Consider the following 18,314-nt stretch of genomic DNA (forward strand, 5'->3'; position numbering starts at 1 on the left):
GCGTCAGTTCTCGTTGTCTTCCCTTGCATTGGGAGCGGCAACCCGCTCTGGCAGGGCATGGGCCACCGCAGGCGTCGCCGCAGCAGCGGCCTGCGGTCCGACCTCGCGGCCCCGACCGCGGATCAGGCGCTCATAAGCCGAGATCAGGGTGACGTAGGGGTTGACCCAGATCCAGCCGTCGCGCGTGAAAACCTGGACATCGAAGTGCAAATGGCGGCTGGTGCCGTTGGGACGGTCGAGGTAATTCGAAACCACACCGAACCTCTCGCCTTCCGCGACGTTGCGTCCGTTCAGGATGCCGTCGGCATCCAGATTCGCCGGGTTCATGTGCATGTAGCGGAAGCGGATGTGCTCGGTACGGCTGTTGACCTGCAGCGTCACCGCCTGCTGCTTCGGTGCGCGGATCACGACGCTGTCGCGGACCGCGACCACCCCCTGCTGCTTGGGATCGCATTTGTCGCCGCTTTCTTCGCCTGCGGCCGCACATTCCCCGGGGCGGATATCCTGGCCCTGATGGCCAAAGCCGCCGCCGCACTGGCCAACGTTGAAACTGCGGGCCTCGCAAAAATTATCCTGCCAGGGATATCCCGCATGGCTGCCGGCCGCCTCATCGGTCGCGCGGCGCTTCCGGAACGATTGTGAATGGGCGAAGGCCGGGGGCTTTTCCAGCGGAAAGCGGATCTGCGAATAGGTGGTGAAATCGGCGCGGCCGCCCTGCTTGCGAAAGCCGGTGTTGGCGATGATGTCGCCGGGCGGCCGATAGGTGAAATCGGCAGCGCGCTGCAGCGGTCGTTCTGCCGCGACGGAAGGAACATCGATGCGCGACCGCGACGGCTGGCCGCCGGCGACGCGCAGCGCCTTCAGGAAGCGCTCGGCTATGGGGTAGGCCTCGCGGCAGGCCAGCCGCCGCGGCCGCGGCGTCGAGTCTAGGCACTGGATCGACACCACATAGGGAACGCCGAACCGGGTGAAGGCATAGCGCACATAGCCTTCCCTGATGAAGCGGCGCAGATCCGGGAATTGCGCCATCAGCGACTTGACCGGCTCGCCCTTGCCGCCCTGGGGATCGCGGATGTCGTAGAGCAGGATCGAGCCGGTGATCTGCACTTCGACCGGCCTGGCAAAGGTCCGTTGCGGCATGCCGTCGCCGTCGCCGGGCTGAAGCGAAAACACCGCGTCGTAGCCGGCCGGACCGGCGTCGAACAGGTCGACGGGCCGGAAGTCAGCCTGATAGCGCGACAGCGACAGGCTGTCGGGCCCACCGTTGCGCCGTGCCTCGAGAAACGCCGCGGCATCGAACGGCAACAACACCGGCACCCGGCTGCGCCCGATGCCGTTGAAGATCTGCGAGGTCACCGCGTTGAGTTGCACCAGCGCCGGCATGGTGCGCGGATCGAACGGCGGGAGCAGCCGGCGCTGCCCGGTGAAGGTGAAGTCCGAGGCCACCGCCGGCTGGATGTTGATCTCGCTTCGCAGTTGATCGAGCACGGCGGGCCACTCGACGCGCACGGCGGAGACCGAAGGCGTCCGGAATTCATCCGCGGTAGCAGTGACCGTGCCGGCAACAAGCAAGACGAAAGATGCCAGCGAACATGTGACGGAGCGGACAGCCTTGGTACCCAATGCGTCGCCCCCCGGCGCCAGACCTGTCCTGCTACCCTAATCCTTCGCGCGTTCGACGTAGGATCCGTCCTCGGTCATGACCACGATCCGCGTGCCGACGCCGACATGCGGCGGCACCGCAGTACGAACGCCATTGGAGAGGATGGCGGGCTTGTAGGAAGACGAGGCGGTCTGGCCCTTGGTGACCGGTTCGGTTTCCACGACTTCCAGCGTCGCGCGCTGCGGCATCTGGATCGCCACCGGAAGGACGCCGTGCAGCGAAAGCTTCACCGTCATGTTTTCCTGCAAATACGCGGCGGCGTTGCCGATCACGTCCTTCGGCACCTGAACCTGGTCGTAGTTCTCGGTATTCATGAAGTGAAAGCCGTCGGCGTCTTCATAGAGGTAGTTGTAGTTGTGGTCCTCGATGGTCGCCTTCTCCACCTGGTCGGTGGTCTTGTAGCGCTCGGAGATCTTCACTCCGTCGCTGATTCGGCGCATTTCGATCTGGCTGACCGGAGTTCCCTTGCCGGGATGGATGTTCTCGGCGGTCAGAACCACATAAAGCTTGCCGTCTTGCTCGATGACGTTGCCCTTGCGAATAGAACTGGCGATGACTTTCAAAGCTGCTTTTCCTGATAATTCTGGCCCGGGCCCGATCCGGACAAGGTTGCCCTACGGCCATTGAGGCGGTTTCGGGCTGCAACATACTGATTTTGCCGGTCGATGCCAGCGATTTGCGGGCTCTCGAGGGGGCCCCGCTGATGGCCCAAAACGACCGGATTTTGCCGTGGCCGGGCCGGCTGCCACGTCGGTATCGGGCTGTTTCTTCCCGGCAGTCCCGGTGTGTGATTACTCCGATCGAGGTTGCGGATTCCTGACGGCCTTCGCGTTGTGCTCGGCGAAGCCGGCGGGCACCGAGAACGTCCCGGCCTTCAGGTCATAGACGCAGCGCCAGCCTTCGATCCACGGCGTCGGTTTTTCTTGACCCTGGGTGTCGAAGGAGAGGCTGATTACGACGTAGCGGCTGTCCGGCCACTGTTGCCCCAGCCATGCGTAATTTTCTTCCATCCCCTTGAGCAGGTTAACCTGCGCATGATTGAGGGAATAGCGGTCCCTTGGGTCCCGCTGCATCCCTTTTGACGCCGGCGAGCTGAAGAAATAATCCCAGGCCAGATCGCCAAGGGGCTTGGTCGTCGCGGGTGAAAATTGGTACCCATTCCGGCGATACAGGAACAGCGTCTGATAACCCGCTCCCAGTTTCTGCATTCGCACCAACCATTGGCTGTCCGGGCTAAATCGAAAGCCCGCCTGATAACCAGCCAATTCGTCGCCCTCGCCGGGATTGAGGAGAAAGGGATGCCGGTGATCCCTGTCGAAGGTCCAAAACTGGTACAGGAAACCCCGATCGCCGAGCTCCCTGGAATATTGCTCCAGCCGCAATGTTTGATCCGGGGAGGTAATCGTCGCTTCGGCGTTCAGCCTGAAACCGGGCCGCCGGCATGCGCCGGCGCCGCCATGGCGATGCCAAGCAAGAGCAGAATCCAGGTTCCAATGAATCTGTGGTCAAACATGGCTGCAATCCGGATTTTCGGTTAGTCAGCGGGATCGCGCCGATGGTTCAGATCGGCGCATGCAGATGACGCCACAACACAAACGGCCCAGATGAACAGCAACCCCATCGCCGAAACCGCCGAGTTGCCGTCGCCCTGGTGGGCGCCTGCGCGGCATGCCGACGTCAGGCCGTTCCTGATGGCGCGGAGCGCCATCACCAGAGCGGTGCGCGCCTGGTTCGACGAGCAGGGGTTTGTCGAGGTCGAGACCGGGATCCTGCAGGTCTCGCCGGGCAACGAGACCCACTTGCATGCGCCCCGCACCGAACTCACGCGCGCCGACGGCGAACGCGTCAGCCGATACTTGCGGACGTCGCCGGAATTCGCCTGCAAGAAATTGCTGGCGGCGGGGGAGCGGAAGATTTTCGAATTGGCGCGGGTGTTTCGCGACCGCGAGCGCGGCGACCTGCATCTGCCGGAATTCACCATGCTGGAATGGTACCGCGCCAACGAAGCCTATGACGCCGTGATGGCCGATTGCGTCGTCGTCATCGCGCATGCGGCGCAGGCGACCGGCATCGGCCAGTTTTCGTTTCGCGGCAAGGTCGCAGATCCCTTCGCCGAACCGGAACTGCTGACGGTCGCGGGCGCGTTCGAGCGCTTTGCCGGGATCGATCTGCTCGCTACCATCGCGCACGGCGCAGGCGATCGCGTGCGACTTGCGGCTGCGGCAAAGGGACAGGTGCGGATTTCGGACGACGACACCTGGTCCGATATTTTCAGCAAGGTACTGGTCGAGCACGTCGAACCGAAACTGGGGCAGGGGCGTTTGACCGTGTTATTCGAATATCCGGCGCCGGAGGCGGCGCTGGCGCGCACCAAATCGTCCGATCCGCGTGTCGCCGAACGCTTCGAGATCTATGCCTGTGGCGTCGAGCTGGCCAACGGTTTTGGCGAGTTGACGGATGCGCGGGAGCAGCGCCATCGTTTCACGGAAGCGATGGACGAAAAGCAGCGGCGCTATGGCGAGCGCTATCCGCTGGATGAGGATTTCCTCGACGCGGTCGGGCAAATGCCGCAGGCCAGCGGCGTCGCGCTCGGCTTCGACCGGCTGGCGATGCTGGCGAGCGGCGCGCTGCGGATCGATCAGGTGGTGTGGACGCCGCCGGCAGGTGAGGCATGAACAGGATCAATCTTTCGTCTGTCACGTCGCTTACTTCAGCGGCCACGCTGCGTGAGCCCGCCGAGCTGGTCGGCCGCGGCCTTGCGGCGGTAACCGATCTCGGCGACCTGGAAAAGGTCGCGGCGCGCTATGCGGTTGCGGTGACGCCCGAGATGGCGGCGCTGATCGACCCCGACGATCCCGCCGATCCGATCGCGCGGCAGTTCATTCCAAGCGCCGAGGAACTGGTGCGAGCACCCGGCGAGAATCCCGACCCGATCGGCGATCATGCGCGCTCGCCGCTCCAGGGCATCGTGCATCGCTATCCCGATCGGGTGCTGTTCAAGCTGGTTCACGTCTGCGCGGTGTATTGCCGGTTTTGCTTTCGTCGCGAAATGGTCGGCCCAGGCAAGTCGACTGCACTATCGCAGGGCGCCTACGACAACGCACTGGCCTATATCCGTGCGCATTCCGAAATATGGGAAGTGATCCTGACCGGCGGCGATCCGCTGATGCTGTCGCCGCGGCGGCTCGCCGAGATCATGGCGGATCTCGCCGCCATCGACCATGTCCGGATCATCCGCATTCACACCAGGGTGCCGGCGGTCGAACCCCGGCGCATCAGCGCAGAGATGATCGCGGCGCTGAGGGTTGCGGGCGCCACGACCTGGGTTGCGCTGCATGCCAATCATCCGCGCGAATTGACCGGCGCGGCCCGCGCCGCCTGCGCCGGGCTCATCGATGCCGGCATTCCCATGGTCAGCCAGTCGGTATTGCTGCGCGGCGTCAATGACGACGCGGCGACGCTAGAGGCGCTGATGCGGGCCTTCGTCGAATGCCGCATCAAGCCCTATTACCTGCACCACGGCGATCTCGCGCCCGGCACCGCGCACCTGCGCAGCACGATCGAGCATGGCCAGCAATTGATGCAAAGTTTAAGGGGCCGGGTGTCCGGACTGTGCCAGCCGGAATTCGTGCTGGATATTCCCGGCGGCCATGGCAAGGCGCCGGTCGGCCCGAGCTACTTGTCGCAGGTAAATTCGCCCTCGGAAGGTGAAGTCGGAGCCGAAACGCGCTATCGTGTCGTCGACTATTGCGGCGACGTTCATCTCTATCCTCCGAAGCCGTGATCCGATGACGGCGGACGGAGGAAAGGAGCCGCCAGAGGACGAAGGCAACCGCCACGTCGAGAACGCGGTGTTGCTGGGTTTCTTAGCGGTGCTGGCGGCGGCGGGCGTATGGCTGCTGAGCACCATGGCCGACGTGCGAAAGGTTCAGGACTGCGCCGCCCAGGGACGCCGCAATTGCGCAACGATCGAGGTTCCCGACCGGACGCGATAGTTGGATGGATATCTCTTAGAATGGGAGAAGCAGGATGCGAAGATTGATCACGACCACGGCGCTGCTGATCCTGATCGGCCTGCCGGCAGCCGTCGCACAAACCGGCAATAGCGGCGGATCGTCCACCGCCGTGAAGAATCAGCCGATTCCACAGGCCCCGATCGGACATCGCCAGCCGCGCGCCAGCGACGTTCCCTCGGAGAAGAACCTGAGCGATCCGAACGATCCCTTGAGCAAGGAAAACGCCGCGCTCGACCGCAAGATCAAGAGCATCTGCCGCGGCTGCTAGGCCGCACCGGCGGGAGCAGGGCGCGAAACGAAGCGTCCCGCTCACGGTGGTATCATGCCTGGGCCGAAAGCTCCCGCAATTTGCGGCGCTTCGCGTCCCGCCTTGCCGCGACGGCGTCGGCCAGCAGGTTTAGCGCCGGCACGGTCGTCTGCCAGTCGATGCAACCGTCCGTGATGCTCTGCCCGTAGGTCAGCGCCGTTCCCGGCAGCACATCCTGGCGGCCCGCGACCAGATTGCTCTCGATCATGACCCCGATGATGCGCTGTTCGCCGTCGGAAAGCTGGCGGGCGATATCGGCAACGACCAGCGGCTGGTTTTCAGGCTTCTTGCTGCTGTTGGCGTGACTGGTATCGATCATGATCCGCGGCGCCACGCCTGCGCGAGCAAGTTCGGCCGAGGCCGAAGCGACGCTTGCCTGGTCGTAGTTCGGCCTGCTGCCGCCACGGAGAATGATGTGGCAGTCCTCGTTGCCGGATGTTGCCGCGATCGCCGAACGGCCGCCCTTGGTCACCGCCATGAAATGGTGAGGATGCGATGCCGATTTGACGGCGTCGGCGGCGATCCGCACATTGCCGTCGGTGCCGTTCTTGAAGCCGACGGGGCAGGACAGTCCGGACGCGAGCTCGCGGTGAATCTGGCTTTCAGTGGTGCGCGCGCCGATGGCCGCCCAAGCCATCAGATCGGCGATGTATTGCGGTGTAGTGAGATCGAGGAACTCGGTCCCGGCGGGCAGACCGAGATTATTGACGGCGGAAAGCACATTGCGGGCGAGACGCAGGCCCTTGTTGATGTTGAAGCTGCCGTCGAGGTCGGGATCGTTGATCAGTCCCTTCCACCCCACCGTCGTGCGCGGTTTCTCGAAATAGACCCGCATCACGATTTCGAGCCGGTCGGCAAGCCGCTCGCGCAGCGCGACGAGTCGCTCGGCGTAGTCCATGGCTGCGACGGGATCGTGGACCGAGCAGGGGCCGACGACGACCAGAAGGCGATCGTCGGATCCGTTGAGGATGGCGTGGATGGCGTTGCGCGCCGCCATCACGACACGCGTTGCGGTCAAAGTGCGCGGGATCTCGCGCATGACCTCTTGCGGCGTAGTCAGCTCTTTAATCTCTTGGATGCGAAGGTCGTCTGTCGTGCTCAACACGGCTGTGGCTCCTTGTTTTTCAGGGACCTGCCGGCCAAACAAAAAGCCGCCAGATCGGGCGGCGGCTGTTCGGACATTCTGCTGCAATTTGTCAGATTGAGCGCGATCCTCCCGCCGCCAGCGAGCTGTCGAAGCTAAAATACCAATAATAGCTGGTGGCGACGGTAATCATGGCTGGCCTATAGCGCATGCGGTACGGCTTGTCATCCCAAAAAATGGGCGAAAGGCCCGGTTCAGGATTTGCGCGCAGCCAGCGCCATTCCGATCAGCGATGCGCCGCCGAACAGCAGGTTGATGCCGACCAGAAGGCCGATCGCCCATTCCGCCGAGCCCGGCAAGCCCGTGATGATCATCGCGGATATCAGGATGTCCAATACACCGGAGAACGCCATCCAGCTCCAGCGCTCGGACAATTCGCGGCGGTGCTCCAATGCGTACATGATGGTGGCGACGCCTTCAGCGAGGAAATAGGCGCCGATCACGATCGTGAGGGTCAGTACGCCCTGCGCAGGCTTGGCCAGCAGAATGATGCCGGCCGCAATCGCCAGCGCCGCCGAAATCAGCGACCACCAGAAGCCCGGCATCTGCCGGGCCCAGAATGTCATCGCTAATCCTGCTACGCCGCTGATGAGAAACATCCAGCCCAGGAAGATCGTGATGGCAAGGCCCGCCAGCGGCGGCACGATCATCGCGGCCAAGCCCAGGATCACCAGCAGGATGCCTTCGAACAGGAAGGCCTTCCAGTGCTCACGGACCGCAGCGTTCATTTCGGATTGCAGCTTGGCGATGTCCTGGGGAAGGGTCATGGAAAGTCTCCCGATGCCGGCGACACTGAGGTGACTCGGGCAATATAGCTTGTGCCGGCGCCGCCGGGTCAAATTTGTTGGCGGCCGCCCTTGTCAACCCAGCCTTGGTCAGCCCGGCCTCGTCATTGGCCGGGCATGGAGGAAAACCCCTCCGGTGTCGTGCGCATGCGATTGCGGCCGAGGATGTAGACCGCGGTGGTGGCCAGCAAGAGCGCTGCGCCGATCAGGATCGACGTCAGGCCGATCGGGACCAGAACCAGCGCCACGTTGCGTTCGGGATTGACCAGCCAGTGGTGGATCGAGGTCAGCACGAAGGCGAGGCCGGCAAATCCGGCACCGCCGCCTGCCACCAGAAGCGCCCACATTCGCCGCAACTGGCTGAGCCGCTCGCGCGCCACGTCGGTGCGTGGCGCGTGATGGCGGCCGACCCGCCGCACCAGCCGCACCGCAAAAGCGATCGAGCTGAAGCCGATCAGCACGCTGGTGGCACCCAACACGAAGCGGGTGGATTGTTCGAGGTCTGGATTCTGTTGCAGCGCGAGTAGCGGGAAATCGAAAGCCGCATGCAGCGCCAGCGGCGCCAGCAGGATCAGGATCCGGCTGGAGATGCGCGCCCAATCGCGGTTGTGCCGATGGGCGCCGAGCGCGGTTCCGGATCGCGCAAGCGTGAGATAGGCGCCGGCGATGATGCCGAGCGCGCCATGGAACGGCACGGTCAGCACGCTGCGCAGCGCCGCCAGCGAGCGCCAGATATCCTGGTGCTGCACGAGATAGGCCAGATTCTCATAGGCCGCGAAGCCGAGGCCGGCGGCGGCGCCATAGACCACGGTGTCCATCGGGTCGGCGCCCGGCCGGCGCCGCGTCGAGACCGCGACGATGACGAGGATTTTGACGATCTCCTCGGGCGCGGCGACACCGAGGACCGAATGCAGTACCTGCGAGAGCCAGGGATGTCCGGGGACCACGAGGAAAGCCGCAAACGGCGCGCGCGCGATGCCGAGCAGCGAAATGCTGGCGGCACCGAGCAGAAACGCGGCCCAGACCTTGGCGGGCGGTCCCGGCCGCTCGCCGGCGGCGATCACCAGCCATAGAATCAGGAGCGCTGGCGCGATCGCCGCGGTGCCAATGACGGTAGGGAGGGCTTCGAGGAGCAGCATCAGGACGGCAGATATGCCATTTTTCGATCTAGTCCGCTGCCGGAAACACGCACATGCGACAGCAAGCAGCAGGCCTCTGGCGTTCCGGGACGCTCATGCCCGGGCAACACCCGCGGCTCAGCAGCCGCGGCAGATGGTCTTGAGCTTGGCGTCCAATTTCGCGTTTTCGGCGGCGAGCAGATCGACGACATGGCCTTGCTGCTCGGTCGACGTCTGGGAGACTGCCAGCTTGGCCGGCGCAGCTGGCGTTTTGGCCGCGGCAGGCTTGGCCAGCGCGATCGGCGGCGCGGCCTTGTCGTAACAGGCGAGGCGATCGCTTGCCTTGGCGATTGACTGGCATGGCGCGCTTTGTGCGATAGCAGCTCCGGAAAACGTGCAAAGTACGGTCAGTACGGCAATCAATTTCACGTATATCCCCCAGCCGGCCAATCCGGCCTGAACAACCATATCAGCTCGGAGCCCATTTGTCGGAAACAAAACCCCGCGAGATCAGCGGAGTTTTGACGCCCCAAGGGCGATAGTCGAGTGCAACCAAGGGGTTTTCCGACTTTGTTCGTCCCGGATGCGAGGCCGTCGAAAAGCCGGATGAAGCCGGACGCTCATCCCGCCAGCAGGCGCCGGCAGGCGTCGACGAACACTTCGGCGCCGGTGACGATGTCGGCGTCATCCGTGTTCTCGCTCCAGTGATGGCTGATGCCGCCGATCGAGGGCACGAACAGCATGCCTGACGGCATGACGGTGGCGAGAATCTGGGCGTCGTGACCGGCGCCCGAGGGCATGCGCGCTGACCGGCCGCCGGCCAAGGCTGCGCTGGCGGCTTCGATTGCATGCTGAAAGCCGGCATCCATCATCGCAGGCGCGCCGGTGCGCAGACGCTCTATCGTGACCGTGCAGCGGCCCTTGGCGCTGACGTCCGCGGCCATGCCGCGCAACCGGTCTTCGAGGCGTTCGATCACGCGGGGATCGTCGTCGCGAATCTGGAACAGCATTTCCGCGTGTCCCGGGATGATACTGGGTGCGCCGGGATCGAGTGTAATGCGGCCGGTGGTCCAGACCGTGCGCGGCCCGCATAGGGACGGGAAGCGGTCGTCGATATCGACGCAGAATCTCGCCAGCGCCAGGCCGGCGTCCTTGCGGACCGCCATCCGGGTCGTGCCGGCGTGGTTCTGCTCGCCGTCAAAGACGATCCGGTATTGCCAGATGCCGACGATCGAGGTGACGACGCCGATCGAGAGACCGCCGCTTTCCAGCGTCGAGCCCTGCTCGATATGCGCCTCGAGGTATCCGATGTGGCGCCCGCGTTCGACACACGCTCGCGCCCGGCCGGCGAGGCCGGCGTCGCGCAGGGCCTCGCGCATGGTGCGGCCGCTGCTGCGGTCGCGCGCGGCGTCGAGGTCGTCCTCGCTGACGGCGCCGACATAGGACCTGGAGCCGAGGAAATGGCCGAAATGTCCTTCCTCGTCGCACCAGGCCGCGACCTCGACGGCGCCGGTCGTGTTCGGATCGGGATTGATGATGCGGGCGGCTTCGAGCGCATAGACCACGCCGAGCGGCCCATCGAGCCAGCCCGCATAATTCTGGCTTTCGAGATGCGAGCCTGCCAGCAGTTTCGGTCCGTGTTTCGCGGATGTGCCGAGCACATTGCCGATGCCGTCGATCTCGGCCGCAAGTCCGGCCTCGGGCAGGCGCTCGGCAAGCCACTTCAGCGAGCGCAGATGCGGCTCGGAGAAAGTCGGCTTGTGGACGCCGGTCTTGTAGGCGCCGATGCCGCGCAGCGTGTGGAGATCCCTGAGGACCCGGGCGCCGTCGACGTGGTGGCGATGGTCAGGCAAGGTTGGCTCTCATGTCGGGGAATTCCTGCAAGCACCGTCTCAAAATAAGGTCGCACTGGCAAATTCGCGGACCAACAACTCGGCTCGGCTGTGCAGCGGAAGCGGGGAAGGCGGCTGGGCGGATGCAGGTCCATCCAAAATGGACGTTTGGCGCTCCCTAGCGGAATCGAACCGCTCTCTCCACCGTGAAAGGGTGGCGTCCTAACCGATAGACGAAGGGAGCGAAACTTGAGGCCCCGCCACAGCCAATTCGGCCGCGGCACTGCCGTCTCGCTTCAAATATGCCCGGCAAATCAACGCTTTGGAGGGGCGATGGCGCCGTGCCGGTCCCCGACCGTGGCGACACGTTCAAGGCAGCGGGCGAACGTATAGTGGCGTTTGCGCGGCCGGGCAAGCCATCGCAGGCCCCGTTTTCGCGGCCGGTGGACAGCGGTTCCGCACCCATTGGGCCCGGGAATATTCACCGTCTCGCAACGGTTTCTAAAGCCCCCGCGGGGTAAGGGGTAGGCGCGCAGGAGATATCGTTATGGCCGCAGCCGCCAAGAAGCGCGAAACGCGCAAATCCATACGCCAGCCCGGCTGGATCACCCTCGAAGGCGGCTTTGCGGCGCGGCCTTGCGTGGTGCAGGACATGTCCTCGACCGGCGCCAAGATCACCATCGACGATCCCAACATGCTGCCCGCGAAGCTGCGGCTGGCGTTCTCGCGCGACGCCCGGACCGGGCGGAACTGCGAAGTGGTCTGGCGCCGCGGCAAGACCGTGGGCATCAAATTCGTGCGCTAGCTAGCCCGGCCGGTCCGCAGGCGATAAAAGGGCGGATGCGAAGCGTCTTCATTGCAATCCTTGCCATGGTGCTGCCGGCCGCGTCAGCGCTCGCCGAACAGCCTCTGGCTCCAAAGCCCAACAAGTCCGCATCCACCGCCAGGCAACTGCCGCCGAAAAATCCGGGCGCCCGCAATTCCTGTGCGGCGTATGGTCCCGGTTTCGTCAAGGTCGAGGGCACCGAAACCTGCGTCAGAATAGGCGGCGCGGTCAGTGTCGGGGTCGGCGGCGGCCGCTAGCTTCGCGAGCGTTACCTGCTACGAGGCCTGCATGCAGCTCGAAATCATCGTTCCCGTCATCATGAGCTGCGCGCTGGCGTGGTGGGTCAGCCGCGGCATGAGCTGGACTACGCGGCTTGCGGTGGCAGCGGTGACGCTGGCCGTGATCGTTCTCGTCGTGTTGTTCGAGCGGTCGGGCTCTTAGGCCCGGAACCTCTCACGACATCGGGGGCGCGATGAACTGCTTGAATCCCGGTCGCTCTGCGAATTGCGCGAACCAGCGTTCGAGCTGGGGCAGCCTGGGCTTGGCGATGCCTTCGACGCCGAACCAGCGCCGCGCATAGGCGCCGAGCGCGATATCGGCAATGGTGAAATCGTCGCCCTCGATGAAGCGCCGGCTCGCCAATTGCGTCTCGACGATCCGCCATTGCACGGCTTCGGCGTCGGCATCCCTCTGGATAGCCGCCATGTCGCGCTTCTCGACCGGGGTCCGCACCAGCGCCCAGAACACCGGGCGGTCGACCGGCTGCAGCGTCGACAATGTCCAGTCCAGCCAGCGGTCGACCCCGGCGCGCGCCCGCGGCGCGGCGGGATAGATCGACGATCCCTTGCCATAGGCGAGGTTGAGATAGCGTATGATCGAATTGGATTCCCACAGCACGTAGTCGCCGTCGACCAGCGTTGGCACGCGCCCGTTGGGGTTCATCGCGAGATATTCGGGCTGGTCGTTCTTGCCGAACGCCATGCCGGCATCGATGCGCCGGTAGGGCAGGTCGAGTTCGGCCAGGCACCACAGCACTTTCTGCACATTGACCGAATTGGCACGGCCCCAGACCGTCAGTTGGCGCTGATTGTTGTCCGGCACCCGTTTGTTCTCCCCAAGATCGGCTCTTCGCCGTTCATAGCGGATATCAAGCAGGAATGCGCGTGCCGTCTCATCGCGGCCTGCCGGCGGAACGAAAGAAGCTCATGTGCTGCGGCAATTGTCGGGGCTCGGCGTCGTCGGGTGGCTTAGCCCGCGGCCCGTTCGAGCGGCCTCTCGCGGGCTTCCATCAGCTCCGCATAGCGGCTGTATTCACCGGCCATTTCCAGAAGCCGCTCGCGCACCGCCTCATCCGTGACCTGGCGGGCCAGGCGCTTGGCCTGGTCGGCCTGGAATTGGTAGTGCTTGGCCTGGCTCATGTGACACCTCAGAATCTAGGTCGAGTCTGAGGGCAAAAGGTTCACCGAAGGTGAACGGCTTGGGCGGCTGCTTCGCGAGATGTCACCGCAACGTGATCTGCTGGCGGATGCCGGCGCCGGCCGGCCTCGGATGCGCCTGATCGGAGCGGCGCATCCGTTGATATCACCAGCCGGTAGTCGGGATGCCGGAGGTGGACGCAGAAGTGGTGCAAGACCTACCAGTGGCCGGTGTTCGGCATCGACAGCCACGGTTCGGCCGGCGGCTTGGGATCGCCCTTCTGCAACAGCTCGATCGAGTGCAGGTCGGGCGAGCGGACGAAGGCCATGTTGCCGTCGCGCGGCGGCCGGTTGATGGTGACGCCCATCTTCATCAGTCTGTCGCAGGTAGCGTAGATGTCGTCGACCTCGTAGGCGAGATGGCCGAAATAGCGGTCCTCGCCGTATTTCTCCTCGTCCCAGTTATAGGTGAGCTCGACCAGCGGCGCGCCGCGGGTCTTGGGGGTGTTCTTCAGGAGGTGCTCGTCCTCCGGCGCGCACAAAAACACCAGCGTGAACTTCGCCTTGTCGTTGTCGATGCGGCGAACTTCCTTCAGGCCCAGCGCGTCCTGGTAGAATTTCAGCGCGGCATCGAGATTGCGCACGCGCAGCATGGTGTGGAGATAACGCATGGTTCGGCTTGCTCCCTGGGATTGAAGAGGCTGTTGTTGGCTCGGGGCGCTTCATAGCAGCAAAATACGGACGGGGGCAGGGCGGCGGCACAGACGAATTTCTTTCCGCCGCCGACGTCCGCCTCTCAGCCGGATATCCCGGAAGTGGCCTCCCGGGCCTTTTGTTGGCCTCCATTTTGGGTAGTATTAGCCCCGGGGGCAACCATGACGCCATTTCTTTCGTCGGCCTGTGAGTGGTCGTCGCACGTGACGGCGGGCATCTCCGCCAGTGCGATACTGGGATTGCTGTTCTGGAAGGCCGACGGTCTCTTCTCTGATTCGGGCAGGAAGCTCGTTTACGCACGCATCATGGCGACCGCCTCGCGTCCCGATGATCCCGCGCTTGCGGCCGAACTCTCCGACTTTCTCGGCGGGTTCTATTCGCGAAAGGTTCCGGCAAGACGCTTCTTCGGCTTTCTGCTGGGAATGTCGGTCGGAACGATGCTGATGGTGTTGGCATTCTACATCGCGCAGACGCCCGGGCTGTTTTGCCAGTTACTGTCGGACCCCATGGCCAGTCGGTTGTTCTTCGGGCAGGTGATCGGCAACGGCATCGTGGTGCTCTTGCTCTCCAACTACTTCGGGCTCCTGCTGAATCAACTGGTATTTGGCGTGGCGCCGCAGTTTCGGTCGTCGACGATATATGCGGTCTTGCTGGTCGAAATGCTGGTGAAGATAGTTATCTTCGTTGTGGTTACCGCCGTCGTCTACGTAGCTTACGCCGTTTATGCGGACGCGTTCACCGGCAGTCCCGTGCGCGCGCTGAAGGCCGTTGCGCCGACGATCCGCGATGCAATCGCTTTCGGCAACCTGACCTCGGTCTATCTGTATGCGACGATTATTTTCTCACTTCCGTTGTTTATCGTGGCCTTGATCCGATTCATGAGCACGCATCCTTCGGTTTCGCATGTTATGGAGCGTTCGCTATTTTTCCTGAATTTTGAAAACAAGCCGGTCCGAACCTTGGCGGTAGCCCTGGGGATCCTTTTCGCATTGTTTTCGACCGTCGCTTACGTGGTCGTCGGACTTCTTGCGACGATGGTGCGTTAGGGATTCCTCTCCGATGCGACGGCAGCGCTGCGCCATGCTGCAAGAGCAGCGTGTTGCGCGATGTCGCGCGTCGAACTACCGACGCCCAGTTCCGGCCGTCCGGGGGCTACTTCGCGTAGCCCTGCGATCGCAGCCATCCGATGCGGCGGTCTCCGTTCATCCAGTCGTCTGCGTCGGCCTTGCTTGTCAGGCCGGTGATGCGACGGGGCTCGGCGCCCGGATATTCCGCCAGGATGTTCCAGTCGTCCTCGGCGTTTCGGATGATCTTGAAGGTCACTTTTGCTTTTGCCATGCAGCACTATGCAGGCAATCCATTCAAAAGAGAACCCGTATCGCCAGGGCCCCTCGTTTCGCTGGCTGCCTTCAGCAACAATCCGACCGGCCTTGTCGAAACCCTGCGCCAATAGATCGGCGTCCCGCCGTCGCTGATTTCCCGCATCATCGAGATGCGTATCGCACGCGAAAGAATTTTCGCTTTGTTAAGATGTGTCTGAGTGCGAAAACGTGTCCCCTGTTCGTTCTTTCCGGAACAAAACGGAATCGATTCGTGTCAAGAATTGACGGAATCGCGCGGTAATGCATGCTCGCTGCATGTTCGGATTTAGGAATTGCAGGCTCGCCCGCATGAGCAGCGGCCGCTACTGTCTGATACGGGACCTCGGTCTCGTGAAGGGCGGCAAGGGCCTGCGGCACCACGAAGTGCTGATCGCCTTCAGCCTTCAGGCGGCGCTGAAGCGGATTCGCCAGGGTCAATTCTCGCTCGGACGTTTCCAACCCGCGCCCGAACTCCGGGCCCGCGAGATTCTCGGCAAATAAGACTCGATCGGGCGGGCCCGCGGCGCGCCCCAACTTTGGCTGTCATCACCCCGAAAGCCTTCGGGGTGTAGCGGCGCGAAAGAGAAATGCCCCGCTCTTTGCTACGACCAGAACGGCGGATCCTCGAATTCGCTGCGGACCGTTCGCCCAAATCCGCTCCACGCACTCCCCAGCGTCGCGGCGTAATACTCTTCGCGCTCGTGCTGGAATTTTTGCTGCGTGGCTTTGAAGTGTGCGAGGCGGCCTGTGATTTCTTCCCGCTCGCGCGCGGCGTGGCTCAGCTGCTCGGTCATGCCCATCCCCTTTGATTCTTGTCCCGCGGCTATTGGGGTTCGAGATTGGGGCGCGAATTGGGACGAGACGTTGCGGGATTGTGATGGCCCTCGGGCAAAGTGAAGTCAGCTGACGCGATCGGGCTCGACCAACGGCAACGCAGCAAGGCAATGAAGACGTCAACGAAATTGGGGACGTCCCACGTTCGTGGTGGATAAAGGTGGCGCCGCGCTTGTGGCATCTGCGCCTTCCCGGTAGCCAAAAACAAACGGGAGGACCGCCATGGCAAAAAACGATCTGGACTTGCTGAGCATCGAGGAACTCGCCGCCCTGCGCGAGAACGCAACCGACAAATTGATGGAAAAGGTCGCGGCGCGGCGGGCCGAACTCGAGGCCGAACTGGAAAAGCTGTCGCAATACGACAAGCTTGCGAGGAAATCCCAGGCGGCTCCGGTGGCTAAGGCCAAAAGGAGCGATGAGCAGAAGGCCGACGTGGCCAAGGAGCCGGTTGCCAAGGCAGCCTGAGCTGGCGCGCCGGTCCTGCGCTCGACTTAGCAATCCGACCGGCCGTGCTATAATTAGCACCGCCGGTTTTTCGGATGTTTGCTCATGATCGCCAAGGATCTTCGCAGCGGCGTGGAACAGCTCGGCGACATGCTTGCCGAGGCCTCTACTATCGTTCCCTTCACCGGCGCCGGCATTTCCACCGAATGCGGCATTCCTGATTTCCGTTCGCCGGGCGGATTGTGGACCAGGAACCGCCCGATCCCGTTCGACGAATTCGTCGCCAGTCCGGACGCCCGCGACGAGGCATGGCGGCGGCGCTTTGCGATGGAGCCTACCTTTGCCGCGGCGAAACCCGGCCGCGGCCACCGGGCGCTCGCTTCGCTCTACAGGGCCGGCAAGATCCCCGCCATCGTCACCCAGAACATCGATAACCTGCATCAGATGTCGGGCTTCGCCGACGAGCACGTGATCGAACTCCACGGCAATACCACCTATGCCCGCTGCATCGGCTGCGGGAAGGCCTACGATCTGGCGTGGGCGAAGCTGCGCTTCGAGGAGACCGGCGGCGCGCCGGATTGCGCCGATTGCGACGAGCCGGTCAAGACCGCCACCATCTCCTTCGGGCAGGCGATGCCGGAAGACGCCATGCGGCGCGCCACCGAGCTTGCCCAGCATTGCGACCTGTTCATCGCGATCGGATCGTCGCTGGTGGTGTGGCCGGCTGCCGGCTTTCCGATGATCGCCAAGAACTGCGGCGCCCGGCTGGTGATCATCAACAACGAGCCCACCGAACAGGACGACATTGCCGATCTCGTGATCAGGCACGACATCGGGGAGACGCTGGGACCGTTCGTGGGCAATTGATGCCCGTTTGATTCGCAGCCGCGCAAGGCTGTTCATAGTTCCACATGAATTTGTTTTTTATCTATGCGCCGCAAGCGGGAGTGTTATCTTTTGATTCGAGAGATTCGCGTGGCGTCATCATGAATTGTCATTGATGGGCGCGTGTTCCGGCGGCGTCGCAGCGGTGACGGGGTCGTCGATGATGAGTGGGGTCCGGGGTCATGGGGTCGGACGGATTTGAGTCCAAGAAGCTCGGGGGACCGGCGTCAGTCGGGACCGGACCAGCCCGGCTTGGGCCTGGCGAGTTTGCAGCTAATAGCGGGCGCGACCCGGCGGTGGACGCCCTGTCGGGGCTCGGCGATGCCGCTGCCAACCTGGTCGAAATCTCCGGCGTCATCAAATGGTTCGATGCCTCGAAGGGCTACGGCTTCATCGTCCCCGACAACGGCTGGGCGGACGTGCTCCTGCACGTTACCGTGCTCAGGCGCGACGGCTTTCAGACCGCCTACGAAGGCGCGCGGATCGTCTGCGAATGCGTGCAGCGCCAAAAAGGCTATCAGGCGTTCCGCATCCTCTCGATGGATGAGTCCACCGCGATCCACCCGGCGCAGATGCTGCCGCCGCGGACCCATGTCAGCGTCACCCCGACCAGCGGGCTGGAGCGGGCGCAGGTCAAATGGTTCAACCGGTTGCGCGGATTCGGCTTCCTGACCTGCGGCGAGGGTACGCCGGACATCTTCGTGCATATGGAAACCCTGCGCCGCTTCGGGATGACCGAGCTGCGCCCCGGCCAGTACGTGCTGGTGCGGTTCGGGCCCGGCTCCAAGGGCATGATGGCCGCCGAAATCCAGCCGGAAACCGGCTCGCCCGGGCTTTCCTCCCACTGATCGCACGCCACCTCACGGAAGCGTTAGCCGGCAATCGAAAATGCCGGCGCACGCGGTTCCGTAGGTCTGGTATTTGCCATGATCGTTGGGCTAGGATTCGCTCGGATCCTCTTCGGGTTCCT

25 protein-coding genes and 1 tRNA gene are annotated in these 18,314 nt (G+C 63.6%); 12 read left to right on the plus strand and 14 right to left on the minus strand.

Annotated elements, in window-relative coordinates:
* Nucleotides 1-3: 3 nt before the first annotated feature.
* The 3 genes from KMZ68_RS12865 to KMZ68_RS12875 all read right to left on the minus strand — a co-directional run bounded on the left by KMZ68_RS12865 (nucleotide 4) and on the right by KMZ68_RS12875 (nucleotide 3,045).
* Entirely contained in the window at nucleotides 4-1,623 is a 1,620-nt protein-coding gene (locus KMZ68_RS12865; RefSeq protein ID WP_371741455.1) for a M23 family peptidase, read from the minus strand.
* 36 nt (nucleotides 1,624-1,659) lie between these two features.
* The gene (gene efp, locus KMZ68_RS12870; RefSeq protein ID WP_215602105.1) at nucleotides 1,660-2,226 is read right to left on the minus strand and encodes an elongation factor P; all 567 of its coding nucleotides are present in this window, start codon (nucleotides 2,224-2,226) and stop codon (nucleotides 1,660-1,662) included.
* 228 nt (nucleotides 2,227-2,454) lie between these two features.
* Nucleotides 2,455-3,045, minus strand: a complete 591-nt coding sequence (locus KMZ68_RS12875) for a hypothetical protein (RefSeq protein ID WP_215616113.1) — start codon at nucleotides 3,043-3,045, stop codon at nucleotides 2,455-2,457.
* A gap of 222 nt (nucleotides 3,046-3,267) precedes the next feature.
* On the opposite strand from KMZ68_RS12875, the gene epmA reads away from it, so the two are divergent.
* Genes epmA through KMZ68_RS12895 form a run of 4 tightly spaced genes read left to right on the plus strand, consistent with a single transcriptional unit; the run spans nucleotide 3,268 to nucleotide 5,947 of the window.
* Entirely contained in the window at nucleotides 3,268-4,338 is a 1,071-nt protein-coding gene (epmA, locus tag KMZ68_RS12880; protein WP_215616114.1) for an EF-P lysine aminoacylase EpmA, read from the plus strand.
* Entirely contained in the window at nucleotides 4,335-5,447 is a 1,113-nt protein-coding gene (locus KMZ68_RS12885) for a lysine-2,3-aminomutase-like protein (protein ID WP_215616115.1), read from the plus strand. Before epmA ends, KMZ68_RS12885 begins: the two co-directional genes overlap by 4 nt.
* A gap of 4 nt (nucleotides 5,448-5,451) precedes the next feature.
* On the plus strand, nucleotides 5,452-5,658 hold the full coding sequence (locus KMZ68_RS12890) for a hypothetical protein (protein ID WP_215616116.1): 207 nt from the start codon (nucleotides 5,452-5,454) through the stop codon (nucleotides 5,656-5,658).
* Between the two features lie 34 nt (nucleotides 5,659-5,692).
* Nucleotides 5,693-5,947 carry a hypothetical protein gene (locus KMZ68_RS12895; RefSeq protein ID WP_215616117.1) on the plus strand — a complete coding sequence of 85 codons (255 nt, stop codon included), beginning with the start codon at nucleotides 5,693-5,695 and terminating at the stop codon, nucleotides 5,945-5,947.
* 52 nt (nucleotides 5,948-5,999) lie between these two features.
* Here KMZ68_RS12895 and KMZ68_RS12900 read toward each other — a convergent pair whose 3' ends face one another.
* The 6 genes from KMZ68_RS12900 to KMZ68_RS12925 form a co-directional block, all read right to left on the minus strand.
* The gene (locus tag KMZ68_RS12900; protein WP_215616118.1) at nucleotides 6,000-7,091 is read right to left on the minus strand and encodes a 3-deoxy-7-phosphoheptulonate synthase; all 1,092 of its coding nucleotides are present in this window, start codon (nucleotides 7,089-7,091) and stop codon (nucleotides 6,000-6,002) included.
* Nucleotides 7,092-7,324: 233 nt separating this feature from the next.
* On the minus strand, nucleotides 7,325-7,897 hold the full coding sequence (locus tag KMZ68_RS12905) for an HdeD family acid-resistance protein (protein WP_215616119.1): 573 nt from the start codon (nucleotides 7,895-7,897) through the stop codon (nucleotides 7,325-7,327).
* Nucleotides 7,898-8,019: 122 nt separating this feature from the next.
* On the minus strand, nucleotides 8,020-9,054 hold the full coding sequence (locus KMZ68_RS12910) for a PrsW family glutamic-type intramembrane protease (protein ID WP_215616120.1): 1,035 nt from the start codon (nucleotides 9,052-9,054) through the stop codon (nucleotides 8,020-8,022).
* 117 nt (nucleotides 9,055-9,171) lie between these two features.
* The gene (locus tag KMZ68_RS12915; protein WP_215616121.1) at nucleotides 9,172-9,462 is read right to left on the minus strand and encodes a hypothetical protein; all 291 of its coding nucleotides are present in this window, start codon (nucleotides 9,460-9,462) and stop codon (nucleotides 9,172-9,174) included.
* Between the two features lie 191 nt (nucleotides 9,463-9,653).
* On the minus strand, nucleotides 9,654-10,886 hold the full coding sequence (locus KMZ68_RS12920; protein WP_215616122.1) for a Zn-dependent hydrolase: 1,233 nt from the start codon (nucleotides 10,884-10,886) through the stop codon (nucleotides 9,654-9,656).
* Nucleotides 10,887-11,034: 148 nt separating this feature from the next.
* A tRNA-Glu gene (locus KMZ68_RS12925) sits at nucleotides 11,035-11,109 on the minus strand.
* Between the two features lie 303 nt (nucleotides 11,110-11,412).
* On the opposite strand from KMZ68_RS12925, the gene KMZ68_RS12930 reads away from it, so the two are divergent.
* The 3 genes from KMZ68_RS12930 to KMZ68_RS12940 are packed head-to-tail and all read left to right on the plus strand — an operon-like array spanning nucleotide 11,413 to nucleotide 12,132.
* The gene (locus tag KMZ68_RS12930) at nucleotides 11,413-11,670 is read left to right on the plus strand and encodes a PilZ domain-containing protein (RefSeq protein ID WP_215616123.1); all 258 of its coding nucleotides are present in this window, start codon (nucleotides 11,413-11,415) and stop codon (nucleotides 11,668-11,670) included.
* A gap of 35 nt (nucleotides 11,671-11,705) precedes the next feature.
* Entirely contained in the window at nucleotides 11,706-11,948 is a 243-nt protein-coding gene (locus tag KMZ68_RS12935) for a porin (RefSeq protein ID WP_215616124.1), read from the plus strand.
* A 31-nt stretch (nucleotides 11,949-11,979) separates the two neighbouring features.
* Nucleotides 11,980-12,132 (plus strand): hypothetical protein, encoded by a 153-nt coding sequence (locus KMZ68_RS12940; RefSeq protein ID WP_215616125.1) that lies wholly within the window; start codon nucleotides 11,980-11,982, stop codon nucleotides 12,130-12,132.
* Nucleotides 12,133-12,144: 12 nt separating this feature from the next.
* Here the strand turns inward: KMZ68_RS12940 and KMZ68_RS12945 are convergent, their stop codons facing one another.
* The 3 genes from KMZ68_RS12945 to KMZ68_RS12955 all read right to left on the minus strand — a co-directional run bounded on the left by KMZ68_RS12945 (nucleotide 12,145) and on the right by KMZ68_RS12955 (nucleotide 13,777).
* On the minus strand, nucleotides 12,145-12,792 hold the full coding sequence (locus KMZ68_RS12945) for a glutathione S-transferase family protein (protein WP_215616126.1): 648 nt from the start codon (nucleotides 12,790-12,792) through the stop codon (nucleotides 12,145-12,147).
* A 146-nt stretch (nucleotides 12,793-12,938) separates the two neighbouring features.
* Entirely contained in the window at nucleotides 12,939-13,109 is a 171-nt protein-coding gene (locus tag KMZ68_RS12950) for a hypothetical protein (protein ID WP_215611714.1), read from the minus strand.
* A gap of 215 nt (nucleotides 13,110-13,324) precedes the next feature.
* On the minus strand, nucleotides 13,325-13,777 hold the full coding sequence (locus KMZ68_RS12955; RefSeq protein WP_215602089.1) for a VOC family protein: 453 nt from the start codon (nucleotides 13,775-13,777) through the stop codon (nucleotides 13,325-13,327).
* 204 nt (nucleotides 13,778-13,981) lie between these two features.
* On the opposite strand from KMZ68_RS12955, the gene KMZ68_RS12960 reads away from it, so the two are divergent.
* Entirely contained in the window at nucleotides 13,982-14,866 is an 885-nt protein-coding gene (locus KMZ68_RS12960; RefSeq protein WP_215611715.1) for a hypothetical protein, read from the plus strand.
* A gap of 106 nt (nucleotides 14,867-14,972) precedes the next feature.
* Here the strand turns inward: KMZ68_RS12960 and KMZ68_RS12965 are convergent, their stop codons facing one another.
* Nucleotides 14,973-15,143: a hypothetical protein gene (locus tag KMZ68_RS12965; protein ID WP_249779348.1), complete on the minus strand. Its 171-nt coding sequence runs from the start codon at nucleotides 15,141-15,143 to the stop codon at nucleotides 14,973-14,975.
* A gap of 347 nt (nucleotides 15,144-15,490) precedes the next feature.
* On the opposite strand from KMZ68_RS12965, the gene KMZ68_RS12970 reads away from it, so the two are divergent.
* Nucleotides 15,491-15,682, plus strand: a complete 192-nt coding sequence (locus tag KMZ68_RS12970) for a hypothetical protein (RefSeq protein ID WP_215616482.1) — start codon at nucleotides 15,491-15,493, stop codon at nucleotides 15,680-15,682.
* Between the two features lie 101 nt (nucleotides 15,683-15,783).
* Here KMZ68_RS12970 and KMZ68_RS12975 read toward each other — a convergent pair whose 3' ends face one another.
* A complete protein-coding gene (locus KMZ68_RS12975; RefSeq protein WP_249779349.1) occupies nucleotides 15,784-15,975 on the minus strand; it encodes a hypothetical protein in 192 nt (63 codons plus the stop codon).
* A 262-nt stretch (nucleotides 15,976-16,237) separates the two neighbouring features.
* Between KMZ68_RS12975 and KMZ68_RS12980 the strand changes: the two genes are divergently transcribed.
* From KMZ68_RS12980 to KMZ68_RS12990, 3 genes are all read left to right on the plus strand, one after another.
* Nucleotides 16,238-16,480 (plus strand): hypothetical protein, encoded by a 243-nt coding sequence (locus KMZ68_RS12980; RefSeq protein WP_215611718.1) that lies wholly within the window; start codon nucleotides 16,238-16,240, stop codon nucleotides 16,478-16,480.
* An 84-nt stretch (nucleotides 16,481-16,564) separates the two neighbouring features.
* Entirely contained in the window at nucleotides 16,565-17,326 is a 762-nt protein-coding gene (locus KMZ68_RS12985) for an SIR2 family NAD-dependent protein deacylase (protein WP_215611719.1), read from the plus strand.
* A 200-nt stretch (nucleotides 17,327-17,526) separates the two neighbouring features.
* A complete protein-coding gene (locus KMZ68_RS12990) occupies nucleotides 17,527-18,192 on the plus strand; it encodes a cold-shock protein (RefSeq protein ID WP_215611720.1) in 666 nt (221 codons plus the stop codon).
* Nucleotides 18,193-18,314 lie beyond the last annotated feature (122 nt).

The organism is Bradyrhizobium sediminis, assembly GCF_018736105.1.
Lineage (GTDB): Bacteria > Pseudomonadota > Alphaproteobacteria > Rhizobiales > Xanthobacteraceae > Bradyrhizobium.